The organism is Halobacillus sp. B23F22_5 (assembly GCF_043497085.1).
GTDB lineage: Bacteria > Bacillota > Bacilli > Bacillales > Halobacillaceae > Thalassobacillus.
In genome coordinates this window covers 1-22,325 of the sequence record NZ_JBIEKI010000026.1, presented here as the reverse complement: position 1 = coordinate 22,325, position 22,325 = coordinate 1, and the positions used below count along the sequence as shown (strand labels likewise).

At 42.7% G+C, this 22,325-nt stretch carries 28 protein-coding genes; 12 read left to right on the top strand and 16 right to left on the bottom strand.

All coding sequences use genetic code 11. From position 1 onward, the window contains the following. Nucleotides 1-366: a cytochrome aa3 quinol oxidase subunit IV gene (gene qoxD, locus ACGTN9_RS20335; RefSeq protein ID WP_499596296.1), complete on the top strand. Its 366-nt coding sequence runs from the start codon at nt 1-3 to the stop codon at nt 364-366. Nucleotides 367-385: 19 nt separating this feature from the next. Beyond that, nucleotides 386-604, top strand: coding sequence for a cytochrome C oxidase subunit IV family protein (locus tag ACGTN9_RS20330; RefSeq protein WP_499596294.1), 219 nt, complete (start codon nt 386-388; stop codon nt 602-604). Nucleotides 605-651: 47 nt separating this feature from the next. Here ACGTN9_RS20330 and ACGTN9_RS20325 read toward each other — a convergent pair whose 3' ends face one another. The 5 genes from ACGTN9_RS20325 to ACGTN9_RS20305 form a co-directional block, all read right to left on the bottom strand. Continuing rightward, nucleotides 652-924 (bottom strand): spore morphogenesis/germination protein YwcE, encoded by a 273-nt coding sequence (locus tag ACGTN9_RS20325; protein WP_499596292.1) that lies wholly within the window; start codon nt 922-924, stop codon nt 652-654. A 711-nt stretch (nt 925-1,635) separates the two neighbouring features. Further along, on the bottom strand, nt 1,636-2,127 hold the full coding sequence (locus ACGTN9_RS20320) for a metallophosphoesterase family protein (RefSeq protein WP_499596290.1): 492 nt from the start codon (nt 2,125-2,127) through the stop codon (nt 1,636-1,638). 54 nt (nt 2,128-2,181) lie between these two features. Further along, the gene (locus ACGTN9_RS20315) at nt 2,182-3,951 is read right to left on the bottom strand and encodes an ABC transporter ATP-binding protein (RefSeq protein WP_499596289.1); all 1,770 of its coding nucleotides are present in this window, start codon (nt 3,949-3,951) and stop codon (nt 2,182-2,184) included. Between the two features lie 85 nt (nt 3,952-4,036). Next, nucleotides 4,037-4,564, bottom strand: a complete 528-nt coding sequence (ntdP, locus tag ACGTN9_RS20310; protein ID WP_093046567.1) for a nucleoside tri-diphosphate phosphatase — start codon at nt 4,562-4,564, stop codon at nt 4,037-4,039. A 349-nt stretch (nt 4,565-4,913) separates the two neighbouring features. Further along, on the bottom strand, nt 4,914-5,096 hold the full coding sequence (locus ACGTN9_RS20305; RefSeq protein ID WP_499596286.1) for a gamma-type small acid-soluble spore protein: 183 nt from the start codon (nt 5,094-5,096) through the stop codon (nt 4,914-4,916). 135 nt (nt 5,097-5,231) lie between these two features. Between ACGTN9_RS20305 and yfhS the strand changes: the two genes are divergently transcribed. Further along, a complete protein-coding gene (gene yfhS, locus ACGTN9_RS20300; protein ID WP_093046565.1) occupies nt 5,232-5,468 on the top strand; it encodes a mother cell protein YfhS in 237 nt (78 codons plus the stop codon). A gap of 36 nt (nt 5,469-5,504) precedes the next feature. Here yfhS and mutY read toward each other — a convergent pair whose 3' ends face one another. Next, a complete protein-coding gene (mutY, locus tag ACGTN9_RS20295; protein ID WP_499596284.1) occupies nt 5,505-6,593 on the bottom strand; it encodes an A/G-specific adenine glycosylase in 1,089 nt (362 codons plus the stop codon). 88 nt (nt 6,594-6,681) lie between these two features. Between mutY and ACGTN9_RS20290 the strand changes: the two genes are divergently transcribed. After that, nucleotides 6,682-7,674, top strand: coding sequence for a metal-dependent hydrolase (locus ACGTN9_RS20290; protein ID WP_499596283.1), 993 nt, complete (start codon nt 6,682-6,684; stop codon nt 7,672-7,674). 74 nt (nt 7,675-7,748) lie between these two features. Here ACGTN9_RS20290 and ACGTN9_RS20285 read toward each other — a convergent pair whose 3' ends face one another. Continuing rightward, nucleotides 7,749-8,015 (bottom strand): YfhJ family protein, encoded by a 267-nt coding sequence (locus ACGTN9_RS20285; protein WP_499596281.1) that lies wholly within the window; start codon nt 8,013-8,015, stop codon nt 7,749-7,751. Between the two features lie 112 nt (nt 8,016-8,127). On the opposite strand from ACGTN9_RS20285, the gene sspK reads away from it, so the two are divergent. Both sspK and ACGTN9_RS20275 read left to right on the top strand, forming a co-directional pair. Beyond that, the gene (gene sspK / locus ACGTN9_RS20280; protein WP_499596279.1) at nt 8,128-8,292 is read left to right on the top strand and encodes a small, acid-soluble spore protein K; all 165 of its coding nucleotides are present in this window, start codon (nt 8,128-8,130) and stop codon (nt 8,290-8,292) included. Further along, nucleotides 8,292-8,465: a YpzG family protein gene (locus ACGTN9_RS20275; protein WP_084315761.1), complete on the top strand. Its 174-nt coding sequence runs from the start codon at nt 8,292-8,294 to the stop codon at nt 8,463-8,465. Before sspK ends, ACGTN9_RS20275 begins: the two co-directional genes overlap by 1 nt. 41 nt (nt 8,466-8,506) lie before the next feature. Here the strand turns inward: ACGTN9_RS20275 and ACGTN9_RS20270 are convergent, their stop codons facing one another. After that, nucleotides 8,507-8,845, bottom strand: coding sequence for a YfhH family protein (locus tag ACGTN9_RS20270; protein ID WP_499596278.1), 339 nt, complete (start codon nt 8,843-8,845; stop codon nt 8,507-8,509). An 87-nt stretch (nt 8,846-8,932) separates the two neighbouring features. On the opposite strand from ACGTN9_RS20270, the gene ACGTN9_RS20265 reads away from it, so the two are divergent. Beyond that, nucleotides 8,933-9,592 (top strand): SDR family oxidoreductase, encoded by a 660-nt coding sequence (locus tag ACGTN9_RS20265; RefSeq protein ID WP_499596277.1) that lies wholly within the window; start codon nt 8,933-8,935, stop codon nt 9,590-9,592. A gap of 117 nt (nt 9,593-9,709) precedes the next feature. Here the strand turns inward: ACGTN9_RS20265 and ACGTN9_RS20260 are convergent, their stop codons facing one another. The 3 genes from ACGTN9_RS20260 to glcT all read right to left on the bottom strand — a co-directional run bounded on the left by ACGTN9_RS20260 (nt 9,710) and on the right by glcT (nt 13,140). Then, nucleotides 9,710-9,976, bottom strand: a complete 267-nt coding sequence (locus ACGTN9_RS20260; protein ID WP_093046560.1) for a phosphocarrier protein HPr — start codon at nt 9,974-9,976, stop codon at nt 9,710-9,712. Nucleotides 9,977-10,005: 29 nt separating this feature from the next. After that, complete coding sequence (gene ptsG, locus ACGTN9_RS20255) at nt 10,006-12,045, bottom strand: glucose-specific PTS transporter subunit IIBC (protein WP_499596275.1); 2,040 nt, start codon at nt 12,043-12,045, stop codon at nt 10,006-10,008. 249 nt (nt 12,046-12,294) lie between these two features. Further along, nucleotides 12,295-13,140 (bottom strand): glucose PTS transporter transcription antiterminator GlcT, encoded by an 846-nt coding sequence (gene glcT / locus ACGTN9_RS20250; protein WP_499596273.1) that lies wholly within the window; start codon nt 13,138-13,140, stop codon nt 12,295-12,297. Nucleotides 13,141-13,265: 125 nt separating this feature from the next. Here glcT and ACGTN9_RS20245 point away from each other — a divergent pair, with 125 nt between their 5' ends. After that, nucleotides 13,266-14,057 carry an HAD family hydrolase gene (locus ACGTN9_RS20245; RefSeq protein WP_499596271.1) on the top strand — a complete coding sequence of 264 codons (792 nt, stop codon included), beginning with the start codon at nt 13,266-13,268 and terminating at the stop codon, nt 14,055-14,057. A 176-nt stretch (nt 14,058-14,233) separates the two neighbouring features. Here ACGTN9_RS20245 and recX read toward each other — a convergent pair whose 3' ends face one another. Continuing rightward, entirely contained in the window at nt 14,234-15,052 is an 819-nt protein-coding gene (gene recX / locus ACGTN9_RS20240) for a recombination regulator RecX (RefSeq protein ID WP_499596269.1), read from the bottom strand. A 121-nt stretch (nt 15,053-15,173) separates the two neighbouring features. Here recX and ACGTN9_RS20235 point away from each other — a divergent pair, with 121 nt between their 5' ends. From ACGTN9_RS20235 to ACGTN9_RS20220, 4 genes are all read left to right on the top strand, one after another. Next, nucleotides 15,174-16,079 carry a TIGR01777 family oxidoreductase gene (locus ACGTN9_RS20235; protein WP_499596267.1) on the top strand — a complete coding sequence of 302 codons (906 nt, stop codon included), beginning with the start codon at nt 15,174-15,176 and terminating at the stop codon, nt 16,077-16,079. 112 nt (nt 16,080-16,191) lie between these two features. After that, nucleotides 16,192-17,313 (top strand): amidohydrolase, encoded by a 1,122-nt coding sequence (locus tag ACGTN9_RS20230; protein ID WP_499596265.1) that lies wholly within the window; start codon nt 16,192-16,194, stop codon nt 17,311-17,313. Between the two features lie 313 nt (nt 17,314-17,626). Further along, nucleotides 17,627-18,175: a GNAT family N-acetyltransferase gene (locus tag ACGTN9_RS20225; RefSeq protein WP_499596263.1), complete on the top strand. Its 549-nt coding sequence runs from the start codon at nt 17,627-17,629 to the stop codon at nt 18,173-18,175. Between the two features lie 80 nt (nt 18,176-18,255). Next, nucleotides 18,256-18,378, top strand: a complete 123-nt coding sequence (locus ACGTN9_RS20220; RefSeq protein ID WP_084315760.1) for a YfhE family protein — start codon at nt 18,256-18,258, stop codon at nt 18,376-18,378. Nucleotides 18,379-18,724: 346 nt separating this feature from the next. Here ACGTN9_RS20220 and ACGTN9_RS20215 read toward each other — a convergent pair whose 3' ends face one another. The 4 genes from ACGTN9_RS20215 to ACGTN9_RS20200 all read right to left on the bottom strand — a co-directional run bounded on the left by ACGTN9_RS20215 (nt 18,725) and on the right by ACGTN9_RS20200 (nt 22,015). Further along, nucleotides 18,725-19,363 (bottom strand): RsiV family protein, encoded by a 639-nt coding sequence (locus ACGTN9_RS20215; RefSeq protein ID WP_499596261.1) that lies wholly within the window; start codon nt 19,361-19,363, stop codon nt 18,725-18,727. A gap of 113 nt (nt 19,364-19,476) precedes the next feature. Continuing rightward, on the bottom strand, nt 19,477-20,478 hold the full coding sequence (locus tag ACGTN9_RS20210; RefSeq protein WP_499596259.1) for an aliphatic sulfonate ABC transporter substrate-binding protein: 1,002 nt from the start codon (nt 20,476-20,478) through the stop codon (nt 19,477-19,479). 18 nt (nt 20,479-20,496) lie between these two features. Beyond that, nucleotides 20,497-21,258, bottom strand: coding sequence for an ABC transporter permease (locus ACGTN9_RS20205; RefSeq protein ID WP_499596257.1), 762 nt, complete (start codon nt 21,256-21,258; stop codon nt 20,497-20,499). Further along, on the bottom strand, nt 21,236-22,015 hold the full coding sequence (locus tag ACGTN9_RS20200; RefSeq protein ID WP_499596255.1) for an ABC transporter ATP-binding protein: 780 nt from the start codon (nt 22,013-22,015) through the stop codon (nt 21,236-21,238). Before ACGTN9_RS20200 ends, ACGTN9_RS20205 begins: the two co-directional genes overlap by 23 nt. Nucleotides 22,016-22,325 lie beyond the last annotated feature (310 nt).

Here is a 22,325-nt window from a genome sequence, read left to right as displayed (position 1 = left end):
ATGACAGAGCATTCAAAAGGTTTCCCTGTACAGCATATCATCGGTTTTGTATTATCGATTGTTTTGACGCTGCTTGCTGCCTGGGCCGCTCTTGGATCTGACTTGCCTGTTAAATGGATCATCGCTGGTATTATGACACTCGCCGTTATTCAGGCAGGCATCCAGTTATTCATGTTCATGCATATGACAGAACGAGAAAGCGGCGGCGGTCATGTACCATGGAATATGATGTTCCACGGTTTCGTGCTGGCAGCCATTATAGTAGCCGGGTCCCTATTTACGATGTCTTTCGGCTTCACCCATGACCATGATGATGGAGGAAGCCATCAACAAGAAGAACAACAGGAAGAACACAGCGGACATTAAGGACAGGTGGTGTACAGATATGAATAACCAAAAAGATCTGAAAAACTACGAAGCACCAATAGCCTTGCCGTGGAAACCGGTTTTCGGTTTCATCGTATGTATTATTTTAACGGCATTCTCCTTGTGGGGAATGTTTTACACTGATTATTCTCCTAAATTCCTTTTAGGATTGATCACTATACTAGCCTTCTCCCAGGCTGTTGTTCAGTTATTTCATGTACAAGCACATCAACGGTAAAAGAAAAGCCCTCGTGTACCTGGCAACAGGAACGAGGGCTTTTTAGATTATTGAAAACTTTCTTGTACAGTACTGGAAGTTTTGATCAGACGGATGATGAACATCACCCAGCCAACCTCCGCCACAAACAAACTTGCATAGAACATCATCCATGGGATGGAAAATGCAGCAGGCGCCGTTTGAAACACGACTTCAATGAAGTACAGCCACATACCGACAAGCAGAATTGTCTGAACAAGTGCAAATATGGTTTTCTTAAGCTGTAAAAATAAGAAAGGCGTCACTGATGCAAGCAGCATGAACATTAGTATAATACCCATTCAGAGATCACTCCCATTATCGTGTAAATTTCGTGTAAGCGTATTCTTATTAGTATTGTAACAAATTGTTCGAACAATTGACACAAAAAGTTCACAATATAGGTATTGTCATCCATCACAGCTATGTTTACCCATATCACTTCTAGTTAAAGATGCAGTTAACCATTTTTGAATTTCATAAAAAGCTCATTCAACCAAAGGACCGAAAAGTCGAAGACTTGATTCCAAGATGTTTGAGTAAATAAGGGTCCGGTGGGGAACGACTCCCTTTCCGCGGGCATGCGCTGAGCCTCCTCAGACTTCGTCTTCCGGGGTCTCACCTGTCATTTTCATCCCGCAGGAGTCTCGCCGTTCCCCACCGAACCTTGCTATAGTAAGTTCTCGAAATCATACTTGTGTAAACCGCCCTATGATAATTTAGAAAGAAAACATTGCATCCTTTAAATCCTTTATAAATGCTTCACGATGAGGTTTTTAGTTGTACCTGCTTTTTCATTTTGAGGGGTCCGTTTAGTACTAAACTGGCTGGATGGGCAGGGAAACGGGGAGACTCCCGCGGGAGAAGGGGCTAGGCAAGATCCCACAGGGCTTTAGCCCGAGGAAGCTTGTCAGGTCCCCCGCAGGAAAGCGAGTCGTTTCCCAGAGCATCCCCTTCCTCACATGGTAACGGACCGAACTATTTCGAAACTGAGTCTTCATGTCACTGTAAAATCAACTAAAAAAGACATGCTCTGCTCTGATACCTTCGTCGAGAGTAAGTATTCCGTAAGAGTAGTACGGGAGACTTCGCTTATCGGTCGGTGACCCAGGGTTGAATAACAAAAGTTTTTTGTAATAGCGCAATAATGGGATATGTGAATGACCAAAAACGAGAACGTCCAGTTCTTCCCCCTCAAACGCTTCCAACGCCCGTTTTTCTGTTGTCTTCCCCTCCCCATCTCCATGCACAAGCCCGATCTTATATCCATTTAAATGGAGGATATCTTTACGTGAAAAATGACTTTTAATTTCATCTCCGTCTACGTTTCCATAAACACCCTTTACTTCTCCGTATTCACTGAGTGCATCGTACACATCAAACGACTGCCAATCCCCCGTATGAATAATCAAGTCTGCAGAAGAAAGTTCTGTCACCAATCGCTCAGGAAGCTGTTTTCCTTTCTTCGGCATATGTGTATCCCCGGTAACTACAATCTTCACCATTCTTCCTCCTTTTATAGGTACATCCAATAGAAAAGAGAGGGTTCCCCCTCTCTTCTATGTTCCCATATATTCCGTTTTACTATCGTCTAATTCCTGTACTTGATATAAATCATAGTAGCCTCCGCGTAGTCCCATCAACTCTTCATGCGTACCAACTTCTTTGATTTGTCCATTTTCAATCAAAACAATTCGATCAGCATGAGTAATCGTCGATAATCGGTGAGCAACGATGAACGTCGTCCGGTCGGAAGCTAATTTTTCTAACGCTTCCTGAATCAGGTGCTCGCTCTCTAAATCAAGTGCAGAGGTCGCTTCATCCAAAATAAGAAGCGGTGGGTTCTTCAGGAAGACCCGGGCAATCGCCACCCGCTGCTTTTGTCCGCCAGATAGCTTCACGCCTCGTTCGCCGACCATTGTATGGTAGCCATTAGGAAGCTCCATGATAAAGTCATGAGCGTTAGCAGCTTTAGCTGCAGCAATCATTTCTTCATCGGTAGCTTCCGGGTTCCCCATTTTGATGTTCATGGCAATCGATTCACTGAATAAGATGTTGTCCTGAAGTACCATCCCGATTTTATCCCTGAGAGTGCGTGCTTTTACATCTCTGATATCATGACCATCAATAAGGATTCTTCCTTTTTCCACATCATAGAACCTCGGAATCAGGCTGATCAGGGTCGACTTTCCGCCGCCGCTCATACCGACAAAAGCAATGGTCTCGCCATGCTTCACATCAAGAGATAAATCATCGAGGACGAGTGATTCCTCCTCTTCATATCGGAAAGAAACATGGTCGAAGGTGACCTTCCCATCTACGTGAGTCAGTTCTTTTGCATCTTTCTTATCTTCGATATCATATTTTTCATCCATAAACTCAAACACACGATCCATCGATGCGATCGACTGCGTCAATACAGTTGAAGAGTTCACTAACCGGCGAAGCGGGTTATAAACACGGTCCATATATCCGGTGAACGCCACCATCGTACCTACGGTAAGACTTCCTGTAATTACTTGATAGCCGGCAAATGTAATAACCAATAAAGGAGCAAGATCGGTAATCGTATTGGTAACAGAATACGTATAAGCATTCCAGTTCGTATGCTTAAGAGCTTTATCAAGGAAGTTAGAGTTCTGGACATCGAACTGGTCCTGTTCATGATCTTCCAGAGCAAAACTGCGGATCACAGGCATCCCCTGGACTCGTTCATGCAAGTGCCCCTGTACTTCTGCCAGCGCCTGGGAGCGTTCTCTGGTCAGTCGCCGTAATTTTACATAAAAGAATTTCACTGCCAGCCCATATAACGGGAATAGTGAAATGGCTACAAGCGTCAGCCAAATATCCATGTTAAGCATAATGATAATTGCAATTACAATCGTAAACATATCCAGCCAAATATTCATAAGTCCAGTTATGACGAACGTCTTTGTCTGTTCGACATCATGAATGACACGGGAAATGATTTCGCCTGTCTTCGTCCGTGAATAAAATCGTAAGCTGAGCTTCTGGATATGGTCAAATAACTTGTCGCGGACATCGTAAAGAATCTTGCTTCCGATCCACTGAGCCAGATATTGTCTGAAGTACTCCACAGGAGGCCTTAAAATAAAGAATACTAAAAAAGCTCCTCCCATCAGCCAGAATAGCTGATTGAACTGTTCTGCCTGGGTCATATCCCCGCCAATAATATCATCGATGACATATTTGAGTATCAATGGCATCAATAACGGAATCGAAAATTTAATGATACCGATGGATATGGTCAAAATGATTTTACTCTTATAAGGCTTTACAAAGGCTAAATACCTTTTGATGCTATCCAATGCTGTCACCTCTTTCTATTTCCAAAAAACAGCCTATAAAAGGAAGGCCGCGCTCACATTGTACAGCGCGGCTGAAACGGTTTGCTTAACGGTATGTTAGATAACGTTCGTACCATTGATCGATAAATTCAGGGGAGAACGGACCCTTGCGTTGTCTTACCCATCGAATCAGCGTGTCTACATTATTATGCAAAATACGGTCAAGCACTTTCGGATAATTCATTTCCTGTTTATGTTGTTCGTACTCATCTTCATCCAGCAAAGTAAATGTCATATCAGGATAAACCTTTACATCTAAATCATAATCGATATATTTGATTCCTTCTTCATCATATACAAAAGGAGAACTGATATTACAGTAATAATATACGCCATCGTTACGGAGCATACCGATGATATTGAACCAATGTTTAGAATGGAAATAACAAATTGCCGGCTCTCTCGTCAACCATGTCCGGCCATCACTTTCCGTTACTACGGTCCGATCATTCGCTCCGATTATGACATTTCTTGTCCCTTTTAATATCATCGTGCTGTCCCATATCCTGTGAAGCTTGCCGTTGTGTTTATAGCTTTGTATTTGGACCGATTGTCCAGGCTCTGGTGCAGGCATAAGATCTCCCTTCCCTAACAGACGTAATTTTCACCGATTTTGTCTACTTTAACCATTATAACGATATCTGACAACAAATGAAAACATAAGAGTCTAAAGTGTAAGCGACCATTTAGTGACGTTTTATAAACATATGTAGAGATGGTTAGAAAAACTTGGCTTGTCGCCAAGTACTTATGGAGAAAGCCTTAGTATTTCTTATATTTTAATCCTTTAACAAAGTTAAACTTTCTTAAAGTGTAACAAAAAACAGACCGCTGCTTCTCCCAATTGGATAAGAAGCACGGTCTGTTTTTGTTCAGCAGCTGCTTTTGTCTGCTATTCGTTTAGAAGATTCGGGGGATCTTCGTTATTTCTTTTTAGCTTGAGACTGTTGGTTTTGTTGACGAACTTCTTGTGCATCAGTCTCTGCAGCAAATTCAGCACCATATTGTTGCTGCTGACCTTTTTGAGCAGCTTGCTGGTTTTGCTGTCTTACTTCTGCAGCATTAGTTTTGCTTGGGTTTTGTTGGTTTTGTTGTTTTTTAGCCATCTTTATCACCTCCGCAAGAATTAGAATGCCCATTTAGAAAATCATTATCCACCAAAATCAATTTCCATGTTTATCCATTAACTTGAATAGGCGATGGATTTTTTTCCACACTAATAAAGAAGGAGGCGAAAAGGCATGTACAAAGGCCGGGATATGAGTGAATTAGCGATGACCAGGAAACAGGAATGGAGTGGAGATGAATTGAGTTATTTTCACTATTCGCTATCGCAAATGGCTCCTTACCTGAATCAAGAAGGTACCACCATTCTTAGAGAAATAAATGAAGAAATTGTAAGCCGGGGTGGACTGGCTGATTTGTCTTTAGAAAACGAACTGAAGTCCACACGCTCGACTACGATAGCACCATTTTAAACAAAAGCTCCAGCACCCGAGGGGCTGGAGCTTTCCTTACTTACAGTGTTTTGCAATTTTTTGATGGGAAACCGGGAAGGGATAGGATTCTAATTCATCTATAGCAACGAACTTGGCTCTGGGATGATCCAATTCTCCTTTTTCTATCATACAGGAGATGACTTCCAAGTCCCAGATAAGATGGGAAAAGACATGCTTGATTTTATCGACGGTTTCCCCAGGAGTGATCACCAATCCGTATTCCCCAAAAAACCAATGGGAGAGATGTTCCCGGTCAATATCTGCCATCGGCACCATAGGGAATTCCCATAAATTAGCAAGCAGTCCGTTAGCAGGCCGTTGCTGAATCAGCACATCACCCTGGCCATTAGTAATTAACAAGGCAGCATAAGGTATTTTTTTCTGTTTCTTTGTTTTCGTTTTAACTGGAAGCTCCTGCTCTACCCCTTTATGGTAAGCACGACAATGCTCCTGGACAGGGCAGAGCATACAACTTGGAGATTTAGGTGTACAAACTAGTGCTCCGAGTTCCATAAGTCCCTGATTAAAAGAAGATGGATCTTCTTGTGAAATCACCTCACGAATGATCGTTTCGAACAGCTTTTTCGTACTTTGCTTAGCGATATCATCTTCGATATATAAAATACGAGACAATACCCGCATGACATTGCCGTCAACTGCTGGTTCCGGCTTATCATAAGCGATACTTAATATAGCACCTTTGGTATAAGGACCGACTCCTTTCAAAGAAGCAAGTTCATCTGCTTCTTCTGGTACCTTTCCACCGTAATCACTGACGACTTCGCGAATTGCGTTTTGCAGATTACGTGCTCGGGAATAGTAACCTAGACCTTCCCACGCCTTAAGTACTTCCTGTTCGTCAGCTTCAGCCAGTTTTTCTGGGGTGGGGAATTTTTCGATAAACCGATTGAAATAAGGGATGACCGTATCGACTTTGGTTTGTTGCAGCATGATTTCAGATACCCAAACTCGATAGGGTTCTTGATTATCTCGCCATGGCAGCGAGCGTTGTTCTCGTAGGAACCAGTTGATCAAGTCTTGTTGGAACTTATTTCTGTCAAAACCAGCTAAAATTTCATCTATTTGTGCTTGTTTATTTTTCATTGCGATTCACCTTTCATGATACAATTAATAAAAAATACACGAGTTTAACCTGGTTAACAACCAAGAAGTCCATAAAGGAGGTACCTTGATGGATACCGGTACACATGTCGTCATGGGGGTCGCCCTGGGCGGACTGGCTACACTCGATCCTGTTGTACAGAGTGATCCGGCATTGTTCAATGCCGTATTAGCCGGTACCATGATCGGCTCTCAGGCGCCTGATTTCGATACGATACTTAAGCTGAAAAACAACGCAGTATATATACGACACCACCGGGGCATTACGCACTCCATGCCTGCAGTTATATTCTGGGGTCTTGCACTTTCGGGTGTCATCTATGCTTTTGCTCCAGAGGTCAGCTTCCTTCATCTATGGCTCTGGACTTTCTTTGCAGTCATCATGCATGTATTTGTCGATGTATTCAATGCATACGGCACCCAGGCCTACCGACCATTAACGAAACGCTGGGTGGCTTATGGCTTCATCAACACGTTTGATTTATATATTTTCCTGATGCATATAGCCGGCATTGTCGCCTGGAACCTGGGTGCGAACCCCGGTTCCACATGGCTGATCATTTACTTTGTAATCGCCCTTTATTACGTGAAACGTTATTTTGATAAACGGGAAATGGTAAAACTCATACACGAGCATTTTGAACATGTCGAACAGATCGCAACATCCCCTACCATGAAACAAAATAATTGGCGCATTGCCATTACAACCACAGATCACTATTATGTCGGAAAAGCTGAAAATGGCCACATTGTCATTTTGGATGAATTTCCAAGACAGACAATTCCTATGGATGAGCCGGCTATGGTACGTGCCCTGGAAGATCATAATATCAAGGCTTTCTTATCATTCTCTCCGGTCTACCGGTTTGAAATCACTTATTATAACGAGCATACGGAAGTACGTTTCATCGACCTTCGTTATCGTTCCCGAGGTAGATATCCATTTGTCGCAGTAGCTCAAATAGATGATTCCACACTGGAAATAATGAATTCCTACACTGGATGGGTGTTTACCGAAGAAAAATTGCAAACAAAATTAGATCCAATTCCAGCGGACTCATGAAGAAGAGGCTGATTCCTCATCGCCCCATTCCCGTTTTATCGGGAGGATAGGCAAGGAATCAGCCTCTATGTTATTCAATTCATTGGCCTTTTTTTGGCAAGCATATCCCGATACTTTGGATTGTTGGCAGCAAATTCATGTAACTTCGCCCCATAATGGTTAATCCATTGTGTAACGATCTGCTCCGTCATTTGCTTTCCCTGATATTCATGTCCTGCTTTAGCCCGAGTTACTTCGAAGTCTTCCCATAACAACTCGACCCAAGTACGAGCCTCATCAATAGACAGGGAAGGATTTTTATCATATAACTGATCAGCTAAACGCTGAAAAACTTCTTCCATTATTGTCACCTCATACGTTCCCAATGTTTACTTCCCAATTGTAACACATAGCAGGTTTGAAATTACATAAACTATACCTGCATCCTATTATGATGCTACAGGAGGCTGAAAGATGCGCAATAAAACTGTTGGCTTTCCAGAAAAGAAAATGAACGGAGAACCAAGGGCAAAAGCAGAATTTGCTTCTAAGCGAGCCGATGGTTCGACGAACACTCATCCAAAAGAGCGGATGGCCCGCTCTTCGCACAGGCTGGACGATGGGAAGGGTGAAATATAATGGGCAAAAACAAAGGTCGTAAACCGCATAAAGGTTTTTTCGATAATCTCTATAGCGACCCATTCGACTCCCCTCGTGCTAACCCGAAACATGCGGCTCACCAGGTGAATGGGGAAACGCAGCAGACACAGTCTGAAATCATCACAGAAGTTCAGATGAACAAACGTGCTTAACCTTCACTAAAAAAGCGTGCCAAATAAGGCACGCTTTTTAATCAATTGATTTTTTCTCCAAGCATGGAAATTGGTAATGCTTCCTCTTCCTCTTCACTAACTTTCTCCCCCTGGTCATTTGTCCGGTATCCCCAGGCGAAGGTACCGTTCATATATATAATTTTAAAGTTATGGGCCGGATCGCCTTCAATCTGATATTCTTCTCCTGGCTTAAAGTCGTCAGGATTCAGCATATAAGACTTTGCCATGATGATCTTCCGTTCATAAACGGCATACTCATTGACCATCCCCATCTGCTCTGCTTTCCTTGCTTTATCAGTAAGTTCACCAACTTCCTTTCTTAATTCCTCTATTGTCATATCGCTATATCTGCGTTCCATGATTTTCCCTCCTATGGTTATCCATTTACATTTTAACAAGCATTCGTCACAATGGAAATGAGGAACATTGAGGAAAGGGGAATTCATGTGGGAAAAGCAGTAATTACCGGGGGCGGTACTGGACTAGGACGGGCACTGGCCCATCGATACGCAAAAGAAGGTTATGAAATCATTTTGTTAGGGCGAACAGAACGAAGCCTGTCATTGGTACGAATGGAAATAATCCAACAAGGCGGGCAGGCAGAATCATACATTTGTGATGTAACAGAGCCAGCTTCGGTTGACGAGGCAATCCGTCAATTGGACCGCGTTGACGTATTAATCAACAATGCTGGCATCGGAATCTTCGGAGAATTATCTTCCTTAAAAGAAGAAGACATCGATAAAATGCTGGATACCAACGTTAAGGGTACCATCTTAATGACTCAAAAGGCTTTGCCTTTGCTGGAAGCCTCAGAAGGCAGAGTTCTGAATATCATATCTACTGCCGGGCTCCGGGGTAAAGTCAATGAATCGGTATATTGTGCCAGTAAATTTGCTGTACGTGGGTTCACGGAAAGCCTGCAGAAAGAATGGGAAGATCGACCGATGTCTGCTACAGCAGTATATATGGGTGGTATGAACACACCTTTCTGGTCGGATAGTGACCATGTTGCTGATCCATCTCGCCTGAAAGGGCCAGAAGGTGTTGCTGATAAAATCTTTGCAGAAGATGACCGTCGAACAGAAATCAAGGTAGATTCATAAAACAGGAATATTAAGCAGACGCGCGAATTCATTACTGCTGTTAATTATATTTTTTATCCAGACAAAAAAGCTGCTGGCCATTTGATAAAAGGCCAGCAGCTTTTCTTTTAATGGAAATTACTCTCCAAGTCCTTCTTCTTTAACTTTGTTTACAACTGCTTCCAGTGCTTCTTTTTCATCTTCACCGTCTGCAGTCAATTTAATTTCAGCATCATTAGGAATACCCAGAGACATAACACCCATAATGGATTTCAAGTTGACGGACTTATCTTTATACTCCAGGTTCACGTCTGCCTGATATTGCCCTGCGATCTGCACCATTGCTGTTGCTGGACGCGCGTGTAAGCCATCTGCTGCTGTAATCTTCATTGTTTGTTCTACCATTTGAATCTCTCCTCATTTATATGATTTTTTTAGTTGATTTCAATGATACCAGGGTCATTATGACGCACTTCGCCTGGTTTTGCAATCTTAACTTCCTGACCTTCTTGCAAGTTTGTAAAAATGACTGGTGTGATGGTGGAAGTTGCATGCTCTTTTACATAGTCAAAGTCCACTTTCATCAACTCTTGCCCTTGCTTGACTTCGTCGCCTTCTTTAATCATTGCTTCGAAGCCTTCCCCTTTCAGCTTGACGGTATCAATTCCAATGTGGATCAGAATTTCTGTACCGTTTTCTGCCTGGATACCTATCGCGTGCTTCGTCGGGAAGACATTCAGAATTTTACCGTTTACTGGTGAAACAACTTTGCCATCTGAAGGTTTAATTGCAAATCCATCACCCATCATTTTACCAGAGAATACTTGGTCCGGTACTTCTGTGATCGGCATGATTTCCCCTTGCAAAGGACTTACAAAGTTGAAGTCTTCACCACCGACAGGAACCTCTGCATCTTTTGCTTCTTCTGCAACTTCAGAGCGATCTTCAGCAACAGCACGAGGTGCTTTACCGTCGATGATATCTTGCATTTGGCCGCGTAAGCTATCGGATCTAGGACCATAAATGGCCTGTATGTTATTTCCGACTTCCATGACACCAGATGCGCCAAGCTTCTTCAGTCGGTTCTTATCAACTTCACCTTTGTCATTGACAGAAACTCGAAGCCGTGTGATACAGGCATCCAAATGAGCGATATTCTCTTGTCCGCCCATTGCTGAGAGGATTTCATATGGAAGATCCCCGATTTCACTATCTTCGTCGGCATCGACTTCTTCGTCTTCACGTCCTGGGGTCGCCAAGTTGAACTTAAGAATTGCCCAACGGAAACCGAAGTAGTAAATCACAGAAAAGACCAGACCTACGATGATGACCCACCACCAGTCGGTACGGTTAGGCAGGATACCGAACAGAATGAAGTCGATCAAACCACCAGAGAAGGTTTGTCCAATTTTCACATCCAACAGCGACATCGTCATGAACGATAGACCAGCGAAAATCGCGTGGATACCGAATAACAACGGTGCTACGAATAGGAAAGAGAACTCAATTGGTTCTGTAATACCAGTCAGGAATGATGTCAATGCGGCAGATGCCATGATACCGCCTACTACCTTCTTGCGTTCAGGTCTTGCTGTATGATAAATCGCAAGTGCTGCAGCTGGAAGTCCAAACATCATGAATGGGAACTTACCAACCATGAATGTACCCGCGGTAAACTCTACTCCGTCACGCAGCTGAGCGAAGAAGATTTGCTGGTCACCACGCACCGTGTTCCCAGCTTCGGTCACATAAGAGCCGAATTCGAACCAGAACGGTGAATAGAAGATGTGATGCAATCCGAACGGAATTAAAGAACGTTCGATAATACCAAATACCAAAGCGGCAATATGAATATTAGTCTCAAGCATCAAGTGAGACAACGCGTTTAAACCATCCTGGGCAAACGGCCAGACAAACAACATGAGAATTCCTAAAAATACGGCTGAAAATGCTGTGACAATCGGAACGAACCGCTTACCGGCAAAGAAACCGAGGAATTGCGGCAGCTCGATATTAAAGTATTTATTGTATAAATAAGCAGCTAATATACCAACGATAATCCCGCCAAATACACCGGTTTGCAGTGTCGGGGTCCCAAGTACATCAGCATAAGCAGGTGAATTGGCAGCCATATCAGCATCAACTTTGCCCAACACACCCATCGTCACATTCATAATTAAATAACCGATGATGGCAGCAAGACCTGCTACCCCATCTCCGCCGGCAAGACCGATGGCAACACCCACGGCAAATAGCAGCGGCAAGTTGGCAAATACAATGTCACCGGCGGATGCCATTACCTGCGAGAATACCTGAATCCAGTTTGCTTCGAACGCAGGTACAAGCTCGAGGAAGGAATCCTGCTGGAACGTTGTACCGAATGCCAGCAAAATACCAGCGGCAGGGAGCAAGGCAACCGGAAGCATCAATGCTTTACCGACTTTTTGCAATGTACCAAAAGCATTTTTGAACATAGAAAGTTCCTCCTTTTGTTTTAGTGTGATACAGAAGCCATAAGTTAATCATGGGATGTATTTTCAGAAAAATGAAATAAACCGCTTCCATTTTAACTGAAATTTTAAACGCCAACTTGTACGACGTCTAAGGTAATAAAAAAAGCATGAGCAAAAAAGTTTTATTTGGCTTCAAAAGGTACACTTACCCCATTGAAAACCTCTAAAACTTTTTATACTCATGCCTGATCGTATCAGTAACACGTATAATTACGTTTTATGGTTGACTAACCGCTGCAGATGAATCGTCAAATAAATAGCTTCTGATTCATCCACTGGTTTATTCAATTGCTTCTGCATCACTTTTATCAACTTCCAAGAAAGATTATAGCATAACGGATATTCTTTTTTCAACATTTCTGCGAGACGATTTTCTTCCCCGACTTCTTCCCCTACATGAATCCGATCGACCGCACGTCTTAAGTGCTGGACCAGCCGGTGATAATCGACACTATTTTTATCAATGGAAACCTCCAGTGACTCTTCAATGACTTCTACCATTTGGGAAATCAGCTGGTAATGTTTATTAATATCGCTTAAGGTTTTATCTGTTACCGCGCTATGTATATGCAAAGCGATGAAGCCTGTTTCCCCTTCAGGAAATTCGGTGCCTTCTTTGTTATTGATCATTTCTACTACTTCCATTGCTACCTGGTATTCTTTTGGATAAAGTGTTTCAATTTCGAACAAAAAAGGGTTGTTGAACTGCATATCATGTTTGGCCCGGTTGATAGCGAAAGCGATGTGATCCGTAAGTGCGACATGGATATGCTCATTCAAGCTTTGATTCATTCTGTTTTCAATATGCAGCAAAATGTCATTCATGAAATCGATGAAGTCTTCTTCCACATAAGGCAACAGGTTAACATACTGCTCCTTCTGCTCCTCATCACGAAGCAAGAATGTCTTATCTGCTTCATCTAATGTAATAGATACACCTTTTTTGCGATTGAAGCCGATTCCCTTTCCGATCAACACCACCTCTTTATAGGTGGGATGTTCCGCGATGACGACATTATTATTCAATACTTTCTCTACAATAACTTGCTGGTCCATGCCCTTCCCCCTTCATTCGAATTCCCTCAGGTCGTTTTGCTTTGCTTTGAAGCGTTTTCAATGTATACAATATATCGAGAATAACGTCTATTGTCTATGGTGTCATATGGAAGGGAGTTTAGCGAATGATTAAATTATTTGTCAGTGACCTTGATGGTACGTTGCTTGGCATGAATCATTTTATAAAAGAAAAAGATATACATGCAATTGATAGGCTGGTTCAACGAGGAGTGGATTTGGCAGTAGCCTCAGGGAGGATGGATCATGAAATTCAGGATATCCTCGAACGGATCGGTCAAAAGGGACACCGAATCAGCCAAAACGGGGCTTTTGTCTATGGAGCGGATAATTCCCATATCCTGTCCGAGACCTTTGATTCTGATGTGATCCGCCAGGTTTACCGCGATATCGTAAAGGAACCAATGGTAACAACCGTATCTACTGCTGAGGAAACCTTTACCCATCAGCATAACAAATGGATTGATTTAATTTCGGAACAATTGATCCACGACATTCAGGTAAATCCAAAGCTGGCTGATGCTTTAGGCGTTGAAGTAGATGCCTCGAAAATAACCGTGCATGGGAAAGAACCAGATGTGATGGCCCTGCAAAAACGTATCGATGAAAAATACAGCCAGAAACTTGATTGCTTCGTCTCACACGAAACATGTGTAGACCTCGTGCCTAAAGGGATCAACAAAGCCAGCGGTCTGCTGGCACTGTTTGATCAAACAGGCCTTAAGTCTGAGGAAATAGCCGTTATCGGGGATTCTTTCAACGATATCCCGATGTTCCAATTGGCACCTTACAGCTATGCAATGAGTAACGCGCATCCAGAAGTGCAGAAGCAGGCTGCCAACGTCGTTGACCACGTGTATGAAGCAATTGAAGATCTTCAAAATAAAAATCTTATTTAAATTAGGGCTTAACCCCCCCAGGAAAGAAGGCAAGCACCTCTAGTGTTCAGAGGGCTTGCCTTCTTTGGTATTATTTTATGATTCACTTGTATAAACCTTTTCTTAATGGACGTTAATGATTTTTAAAACGAGCGTGCCGCCTTGATTTAAAATCTTCTATGGAGATATTCAGAAAGTCATTCTTCTTCCTCCATATACTCTTCAATGAAACGCTGGATTTCATCGATTTGGAACCCTTTACGGTACAACGCACTTTTCACTTTCTGCTTCAGTTCAAAACCTTCTGCTTTTCGTTCGTATTTACGCAGGACTTTTTCTCCTTGATAAACAACCGCCTGCCATTCGGCATCCTCCTCTTCCTGCTGTGGAAGGTTGGCAATGACTTCCTGGATGACGTCATTGGTAAACCCCTTTTGCATCAATGTCTGCTGGAGATTTTGTACCTGCTGGCGGAATGATTTCTTTCCATCTGAACGCAGTTTTTTTTTCGCAAATTTCATCGCCTTTTCATATTGTGCTTCAAAAGGGTAATGGGTCAGGGCTTCTTCCGCCTTAACAGCTGAAACCCCTTTTTCCATCAGGTCTTTTTTTACCATCAATGGCCCCTTGCTCGATGTGTGGATTCTGCTTCGGACTAACGCGTTTGCAAACTCCTGGTCATCCAGCAGCTTTTCTTTATAAAGCCTGTCGATAATTACTTCGATTTGTTCAGGATCCGTTTCTTTTTTATTCAAATAATCCCGGATTTCTTTTTCCGAGCGCATCCGGTAGCTTAAATAATGTATGGTAAGGGTATAGGATTTTTGTAGGTCATCTTTTTCCATTAGAGCTTTTATAGAAGCATCATCCAGCTCCATCCCTTTATGCAGGGATTCTTTAACTAGAATATCCTCAGAAACACTGAAACCATAGGATTCCCCCTGCCCAAAGTCTAAAAATATATTGAAGCGGTCTTTCTTCTTTTTCTGTGTAGTTATCCGCGTGATCTTAGCCAAACCTCTCACCTCTTGCTTTATTTTAGCATGAGTCTCTTCCCATAGGACACTTGGAAGAATCGATTTTTTTCAAAATATACAGTAAACTTTAATCAAACCTCATTAAAGGAGGAATTACAGTATGAAAATAGCAATTACAGGCGGAACAGGTTTTGTCGGACAAAAACTGACCAGACATTTTGTTTTAGAAGGCCATGACGTTTATGTATTGACCCGCAGCCCGGAAAAACATAAGGATACGAAAAACATCAAATATATTGGGTGGCTCAAACCTGAATTTGCTCCGGAAGCTCAACTGAAAGAGCTTGATGCCATCGTCAATTTAGCCGGAGAGTCGTTGAATAGCGGAAGATGGACGGAGGAAAGAAAACGTAGCATCCTGGACAGCCGAATCAAAGCTACCGAAAATATTGTTGATTTGATTCGTAAACTAAAGAAAAAACCGGAAGTCCTTATCAACGCTTCTGCAGTAGGGTTTTATGGAAACTCCATGACGGAGGCCTTTACAGAGGACACAACCAAGCCAGGAAGTGGTTTTCTGGCCAATGTCACAACCGAATGGGAGAAACGAGCTTCTCAGGCGGCCAAACATGACGTCCGGACTGTATTTCTAAGGTTTGGAATCATTTTGGGGGAAGAAGGAGCACTACCTAAGATGGCGATTCCTTATAAAATGATGGCAGGCGGAAAAATAGGATCGGGAGAACAATGGCTGTCCTGGATCCACGTGGACGATGTCGTAGGGATGATCGACTTTGCAATCCGCAATAAGGAAGTAGTCGGCCCCATGAATGCCACAGCTCCTAATCCGAAAAGAAATAAAGATTTTGGGCGAACACTTGGTAAAGTTCTTGGTCGTCCACACTGGCTTCCAGCGCCCGCTTTTGCTATCAGAACCGCGCTGGGTGACATGAGCACGCTTCTTCTCGATGGCCAGCATGTCGTTCCGAAAAAGGCCATCGCTCTCGGTTATGATTTCATATACCCTGAATTGACCCCGGCCTTGGAAGATGTGTTTAAAGATTAGGAGGAAGTACTGCTTCCCCCTAATCTTTTTTACATACTCTTCCAACCATTTTTCGCATATAATAGAGTTGTAACTTAAATAAAAATAAAATAGCAGAAAGGCACGAAAGAATATGGATACAGTGATTACGAATGTAACGATCCATCCTGTCACGTCCCCAACTATCGATAACGGGCAAGTATTACTCAAAGACGGTAAAATCGTCTCTTTTGGAAACAAAGTGGACACTCCTGCTAATGCCAACAGCATTGACGGTCAGAATAAATTGCTTTTTCCAGGGTTTATTGATGTGCATACCCATTTAGGATTATATGATGAAGGGACAGGCTGGGCTGGTAGTGATGCCAATGAAACGATTGAAGCCATGACACCACATTTGAGAGCTATGGACGGAGCTCACCCCCTGGATCCTGCCTTCGGCGACGCTATCCGTGCAGGTGTCACTACCGCGCACATCATGCCCGGAAGCGCAAATATCATAGGCGGGATGACTTCTGTGATTAAAAATACAGGCAAAAATATCTCCAGCATGCTGCTTCGGGATACTGCTGGATTGAAGCTGGCACTTGGGGAAAACCCGAAACGGGTCCATTCCACTTCGCGTAATGATTCGATTACACGTCTTGGGATTATGGGAATGCTGCGGGAAAAGTTTTATCATGCCTGGCATGCGGATAATCCTGATGACTTAAGGGTGCAGCCAATTGTGAGGGCGTTGAAACGTGAAATCCCGGTTCGCATCCACGCGCACCGGGCTGATGATATCCTTAGTGCCATCAGGTTTGCAGATGAATTCAATCTCGACCTTCGCATCGAGCACTGCACAGAAGGACACTTGATCGCTGAAGAACTGGAAGGTCGGAATCTCCAAGTATCTGTAGGGCCTACTTTCACCCGGAGATCAAAAATTGAGTTAAAAAATAAAACTTGGGAAACTTATCACAAACTGACCAGGCACGGAATTCAAGTGTCGATCACCACAGACCACCCTTATACTCCCATCCAATACTTAAATATTTGCGCGGCACTCGCTGCCAGGGAAGGATTAGATATTGAAAAAGCGTTACAAGGAATTACCATCATTCCTGCCAGGAACCTCGGTGTAGAAGGCCGTGTGGGGTCTATCGAACCGGGGAAAGATGCTGACCTCGTTCTCTGGGATGGCCACCCGTTCGAATTCATGTCGAAACCATTATGGACGATGGTAAATGGAGAAATTATTTATAAAAAATAACCGCTTATTTTGTGTGTCGAAAGTTGTCATTTCATGTCGTTAAAATCCTGAAATAAATTATTCAAATGCCTATTTATTTTTCCAGAAAAATCGCTTATGATAAATTCAACGATCTGAAAAAATCTTAGATTTTTCATAGAGCGGAGTATGGGAAGGCAAATGGTGCGCCACCAGCTTGACTGGTTCTAGTGGGTTCGATTCCCACCCCGGATTTTTGTGAGCAATTGATAAAAATTCGAGGGTGGTCGCGTCCACAGCAGTTTCCTTCCACACGACCCGACTGCCCTCCTTTTAAAGATAAGGAGGGTTTTTTATGTTAAAAAAACGCGATTTGCATGATGCCCCTGTTTTGTTCGAGTTGATGATCCACCCGGAAGTCTTCCCCTACGTCCGTCATAAAGCCTACTCCAGCGATGAATTTTACTTCTTGACCAGGCAGACGATGGAAGCGGAAGAACAAGGGGAACTCATTTCCCGCACGATTATGGATGAATGGAACCAGCCGATTGGTACAATCAATTTGTTTGATATCACCGATAATAAAGGGTTTTTAGCCACGTGGATCGGCCAGCCGTATTTCGGAAAAGGCTATAACCGTCCTGCCAAGGAAGCATTTTTTGAGGAGCTTTTCTTCCAGCTGGATATCGAAGCGATTTTCATGAAAATTCGCCGTAATAATCCACGCTCTATGAAAGCTGCATTAAAACTTCCTTATGTGTCGCATGCAAATACCGACTATCCGGATATATGGAAGCGAATCAATGAAAAAGAAGATGTCTATGATCTTTTTGCGATTACGAGGGAACAATACCTCTTTCACTACTACAGGGCACAAGAGTCTGAAGAGGCTTTGGAAGCTTAAGCGCTTATCCTGCGCTTAAGCTTTTTTGTATAGTTGGCCGGGGTTTGGACAAGCTGTAGGAAAAGAAGGAGGTTTTTTCCATGAAAGCAAAGCAGGGACAAACAAAAGCTTCAAAAGGTGCACTTTCAAAGACCCAGGAAGTGTTGTATGGAAGAGATTTTAAACAAGCAGACAAAATTTTTAAACGTTCCCGAAAATCTTAGGATTATAAAAATTTAAAGAGGGTATATACCTAACAAAGCCGCAGAACAAACCTTGCAGGCAAAAGTTATCCACATTTTTTTACCTATTGTGAATAAACCGTTTACAACCTTGTGTTATTGACCTCCCCCATTGTTAATAAAGTGTTGGTAAACAAATCCACAATGGGTGTGGATAATGTTGATAATTTTGTCAGTACTTATGTATAAAAGGTTTGGGATGTGGACAATACTGTTTATAAGTGATTGTCTTAAAAATACTGAATGTATTGATTCCTCCCCTGAAAATGAATCAATTAGACAATCAGATTGGCCGCTGCTCCATATGGATTAGCGGCATTTTTTTGTTTTAATATCGATGATTGATTGGTATTTTAATTTCTGAAGTTCCATAAACTCCTGGAGCTATTTCATATTTGTTGAAAATCAACACTAGTTCCTCCCCTTGCAGGTAGAATGCTGTATCCGGGCGCACATGTTTGAATTCCTCAACGAAGTAAACATCAGGCTTGGAACTAATTTGTTTTTTCACTTCCGCATCAATTTTATCCAAATCCATAATATCCATTAGAGTGGCGAGCTGTGTATCTTTTTGATTATAGAAGTTGAATGATTCGACGTCGCCACTGAATGTGTTTCCTCTCGAAAGGCTGGACGTCATCAAAACAGAATAAAAGTTATTATCCACCAATACTTTTGTCTCTCCATATAAGCGAATGGGCATTCCTTTATTATCGTCCGCTTGTTCTTTTACGGTTTGGATATACCGTGCGACTTTTTCCTCGATCATCTTGTTCAACTTCTGCTGAAATGCTTTATCTTCCAGCCCTGTGAACTCTGCATATTGAAAGTGGATTTCCCAACGATTTTCCACTTCATCGACGTTTTTCATTTCATAAATTAGGCCTTCTTCCGCTTGGACACTGGCAGTAAATCCAACAAAAAGAAGCATAAACGCTAAAACACTATATATGTTCTTAATCTTCATCAGATGACCTCCTTTGCCATTAGTGTCACCTGAATCGGAAAACTTATTGCTAATTTTATGATACTTGGCTATATGCAACTACAAAAAAAGCAAGGGAAAAGCTCCTTGCCTTTTTATTCTTCAATAAATGTGGTATCGACTAAGCCACTTAAATCAGGCTTTTCTTTTAAAAATTGCAACTCATAAGAAGCATTTGCGAATGATTGAAGGTCTTCCAGCTTCACATTGTAGGTGAAATCGATACGTTCCCAGGAGCTGTCGATCACTGATTCTGACAATTCCTGATCGGTGATATCCTTGATTTTGTTGGCAGCAATTTCTTTTGCCTCTTCTGGATTATCTTGAATGAACGTAGTAGCCTCTTTGTGGGCGTCCACCAGGTTCTGTACCAAGTCGGAGTCATTTTCGACTAACTCATTGGAAGTAACGAATACAGCAGCCGGCAATGTCTCACCAAATGCCACTTCGTTGGTATCAATCAATACTTTCCCATGCCCTTCTTCCTCTATCTTTGATGCCCATGGTTCTGGAACTGTTGCTACATCAATTCGTTTACTGGCAAACAATTGGGAATACGTAGCTGGCTTGCCGGTAACATGTTTCATTTCACCTTTAAGACGGTCTGATTTAAGTCCGTATTCACGCATCATCAACGCCTCGAACTGGACGTCATGCGTACAACCAACACGTGGAGATGCAAATGTCGTGTTTTTCAATTGTTCTGGTGAATCAATGCCAGAATCATTACGTGCCATGATAACAGTGCCCCCAGTAGATCCAGCAGCTACGATATTGATTTCTGCCCCGCTCATATAATGGTTCATCGCAGGACCTGGTCCCACGAGTCCTCCTTGTATTTCCCCAGTTTCCAAAGCGGTCATGAAAGCAGATCCATCCGGGAAGTATTTATATTCGACTTCCGTACCATCTGGAAGTGTTTTCTCATACAGTTCCTTTTCTTCAGCTACCATTCCTGCTACATGATTGATGTTCGGAAAATAACCAATGACAATTTTATCCCCGCTACTGCTCCCTGATGCTGAATCACTAGAGCCGCAAGCGGTCAAAAGTAACCCTAATACGACGACTGAAAACAAAGACAACCACCTTTTCATATTTCTCCACCTCTCTGATTATTTTAATAAACCCCATCGTCTCATCACTTTTTTCTCCAATTTAGAGAAAACCAGCTGATCAACTACCGATCCGATGACACCGACGATAATGATGATTCCAATGACCAATTCCATCTGCGCGAAATCCATCGCAAACCTTAGTGAATACCCAAGGCCAGGGCCATTACTAAGTAATTCACCTGCCATCAATGCCCTCCAGCTGAATGCCCATGCTAAGCGGATTCCGCTCATGTAATAAGGAAGGCTTGCAGGTACTTCCACTTTAAAAAATAAAGGAAGACCTTTGGACCCCATTGTTCTTGCCGCCTTGATGAATTCAGGGGGCACGCTATGAATGGCGGTCCTGACATTCAATGCCATCACGAATGTTCCACCTAATACGACTACAAATATTACTGCTGTTTCATTTAAACCAATCAACATGATTGCAAGTGGAACCCATACGATACTTGGAATACTCTGCATCGCTATTAAATACATCCCAGCGGTTTCATCCGCCTGACGTGACTTTCCGAGCAGGACACCGATCAACGTTCCAAGGGTGATTGCAAGCGCAAGTCCGATCAATAGATGTTTGAAACTTGCCAGTAAAGCCTCAACTAACGTGCCGTCAGCAAATCCATCGACTAATGCTTGAAATACCTTCGTCGGTGGTGGGAACTGAATAGCCGGAAAATAACCTGACATGTAGACGCCTTGCCAAATTGCTAATAAAACGATAATGAATGCAATTCGTTTAACCCAAATGCTTGGTTTCATAATCCAATTCTTCCTTCATCACTTTTTTGATTTCATCTTCTAACAGTCCCATAATCTTTTTTTCCATTTCAATCACTTGTGTATCGTCACGTTCTCTAGGGCGATCAATGTCGATTGAAAAGTCAGCAATGATTTTGCCTGGACGGGTTCCCATGACGATGACGCGATCCGATAGTTTGATGGCTTCCTGAATACTATGAGTAACGAACAAAATCGTTTTTTTCGTTTCTTCAAAAATTTTCATCAGTTCATCATGAAGGATGTGTCGCGTCTGTTCATCCAGGGCTCCAAATGGTTCATCCATCAATAACACTTTCGGATCCATTACCAATGCCCTTGCAATAGCGACTCGCTGTTGCATTCCTCCTGATAATTCATGAGGATAGGCATCCTTGAAGCGCGTTAGATGTACCATTTTTAAGTAGTTAGCAGCGATTTGCTCCTTCTCATGTTTGGAGTGGTTAGCTTTCAACGGAAAAGTTACATTATCCTTCACCGTTAGCCAAGGGAATAAAGCCGGCTGCTGGAAAACCATGCCTCGGTCAGTTCCAGGATGAAGGATTTTTTCTCCCCCAAGACTGAGCGAACCCTCTGTCACATCCTCTAGACCCGCTATCATAGAGAGTAAAGTGGACTTCCCACACCCTGATGGCCCAAGGATAGAGACAAATTGATTTTTTTCGATAGATACATTGATGCCAGAAAAAACCTCATGGTCAGCAAACCTTTTTGCCACCTCGTTCATTTGTAAAAACATTGCTCCACTCACCCTTATATAATTATTCCAATGAAAATAGTCGGAATTAAGATTTAATATAGAGTATACGATGAGGGTGGAAATTGTGTCAACCTTTTTATTATCTGAACAAAAAATGGGGCTGTCCCATAAGTCTATAAGAGACTTATAGGGGCAGCCTTTTTTTTCATTATTGTTGATACTGGAAAAGTGGGGCTGGGAAACGATTCCCTTTCCACGGGGAAGACGACAAGTCTCCTCGGGCTTCGCCCTGCGGGGCCTCGTCAGCCTTGCCTCTCCCGTAGGAGTCTCATCGTTTCCCTGCCCAAAT

What these genes read in the sequence shown, in the direction of transcription:
- qoxD (WP_499596296.1), top strand. Translation starts at nt 1, where the DNA reads ATGACAGAGCATTCAAAAGGTTTCCCTGTACAGCATATCATCGGTTTT.
- ACGTN9_RS20330 (WP_499596294.1), top strand. Translation starts at nt 386, where the DNA reads ATGAATAACCAAAAAGATCTGAAAAACTACGAAGCACCAATAGCCTTG.
- ACGTN9_RS20325 (WP_499596292.1), bottom strand. Translation starts at nt 924, where the DNA reads ATGGGTATTATACTAATGTTCATGCTGCTTGCATCAGTGACGCCTTTC.
- ACGTN9_RS20320 (WP_499596290.1), bottom strand. Translation starts at nt 2,127, where the DNA reads ATGGTGAAGATTGTAGTTACCGGGGATACACATATGCCGAAGAAAGGA.
- ntdP (WP_093046567.1), bottom strand. Translation starts at nt 4,564, where the DNA reads ATGCCTGCACCAGAGCCTGGACAATCGGTCCAAATACAAAGCTATAAA.
- ACGTN9_RS20305 (WP_499596286.1), bottom strand. Translation starts at nt 5,096, where the DNA reads ATGGCTAAAAAACAACAAAACCAACAAAACCCAAGCAAAACTAATGCT.
- yfhS (WP_093046565.1), top strand. Translation starts at nt 5,232, where the DNA reads ATGTACAAAGGCCGGGATATGAGTGAATTAGCGATGACCAGGAAACAG.
- mutY (WP_499596284.1), bottom strand. Translation starts at nt 6,593, where the DNA reads ATGAAAAATAAACAAGCACAAATAGATGAAATTTTAGCTGGTTTTGAC.
- ACGTN9_RS20290 (WP_499596283.1), top strand. Translation starts at nt 6,682, where the DNA reads ATGGATACCGGTACACATGTCGTCATGGGGGTCGCCCTGGGCGGACTG.
- ACGTN9_RS20285 (WP_499596281.1), bottom strand. Translation starts at nt 8,015, where the DNA reads ATGGAAGAAGTTTTTCAGCGTTTAGCTGATCAGTTATATGATAAAAAT.
- sspK (WP_499596279.1), top strand. Translation starts at nt 8,128, where the DNA reads ATGCGCAATAAAACTGTTGGCTTTCCAGAAAAGAAAATGAACGGAGAA.
- ACGTN9_RS20275 (WP_084315761.1), top strand. Translation starts at nt 8,292, where the DNA reads ATGGGCAAAAACAAAGGTCGTAAACCGCATAAAGGTTTTTTCGATAAT.
- ACGTN9_RS20270 (WP_499596278.1), bottom strand. Translation starts at nt 8,845, where the DNA reads ATGGAACGCAGATATAGCGATATGACAATAGAGGAATTAAGAAAGGAA.
- ACGTN9_RS20260 (WP_093046560.1), bottom strand. Translation starts at nt 9,976, where the DNA reads ATGGTAGAACAAACAATGAAGATTACAGCAGCAGATGGCTTACACGCG.
- ptsG (WP_499596275.1), bottom strand. Translation starts at nt 12,045, where the DNA reads ATGTTCAAAAATGCTTTTGGTACATTGCAAAAAGTCGGTAAAGCATTG.
- glcT (WP_499596273.1), bottom strand. Translation starts at nt 13,140, where the DNA reads ATGGACCAGCAAGTTATTGTAGAGAAAGTATTGAATAATAATGTCGTC.
- ACGTN9_RS20245 (WP_499596271.1), top strand. Translation starts at nt 13,266, where the DNA reads ATGATTAAATTATTTGTCAGTGACCTTGATGGTACGTTGCTTGGCATG.
- ACGTN9_RS20235 (WP_499596267.1), top strand. Translation starts at nt 15,174, where the DNA reads ATGAAAATAGCAATTACAGGCGGAACAGGTTTTGTCGGACAAAAACTG.
- ACGTN9_RS20230 (WP_499596265.1), top strand. Translation starts at nt 16,192, where the DNA reads ATGGATACAGTGATTACGAATGTAACGATCCATCCTGTCACGTCCCCA.
- ACGTN9_RS20225 (WP_499596263.1), top strand. Translation starts at nt 17,627, where the DNA reads ATGTTAAAAAAACGCGATTTGCATGATGCCCCTGTTTTGTTCGAGTTG.
- ACGTN9_RS20220 (WP_084315760.1), top strand. Translation starts at nt 18,256, where the DNA reads ATGAAAGCAAAGCAGGGACAAACAAAAGCTTCAAAAGGTGCACTTTCA.
- ACGTN9_RS20215 (WP_499596261.1), bottom strand. Translation starts at nt 19,363, where the DNA reads ATGAAGATTAAGAACATATATAGTGTTTTAGCGTTTATGCTTCTTTTT.
- ACGTN9_RS20210 (WP_499596259.1), bottom strand. Translation starts at nt 20,478, where the DNA reads ATGAAAAGGTGGTTGTCTTTGTTTTCAGTCGTCGTATTAGGGTTACTT.
- ACGTN9_RS20205 (WP_499596257.1), bottom strand. Translation starts at nt 21,258, where the DNA reads ATGAAACCAAGCATTTGGGTTAAACGAATTGCATTCATTATCGTTTTA.
- ACGTN9_RS20200 (WP_499596255.1), bottom strand. Translation starts at nt 22,015, where the DNA reads ATGTTTTTACAAATGAACGAGGTGGCAAAAAGGTTTGCTGACCATGAG.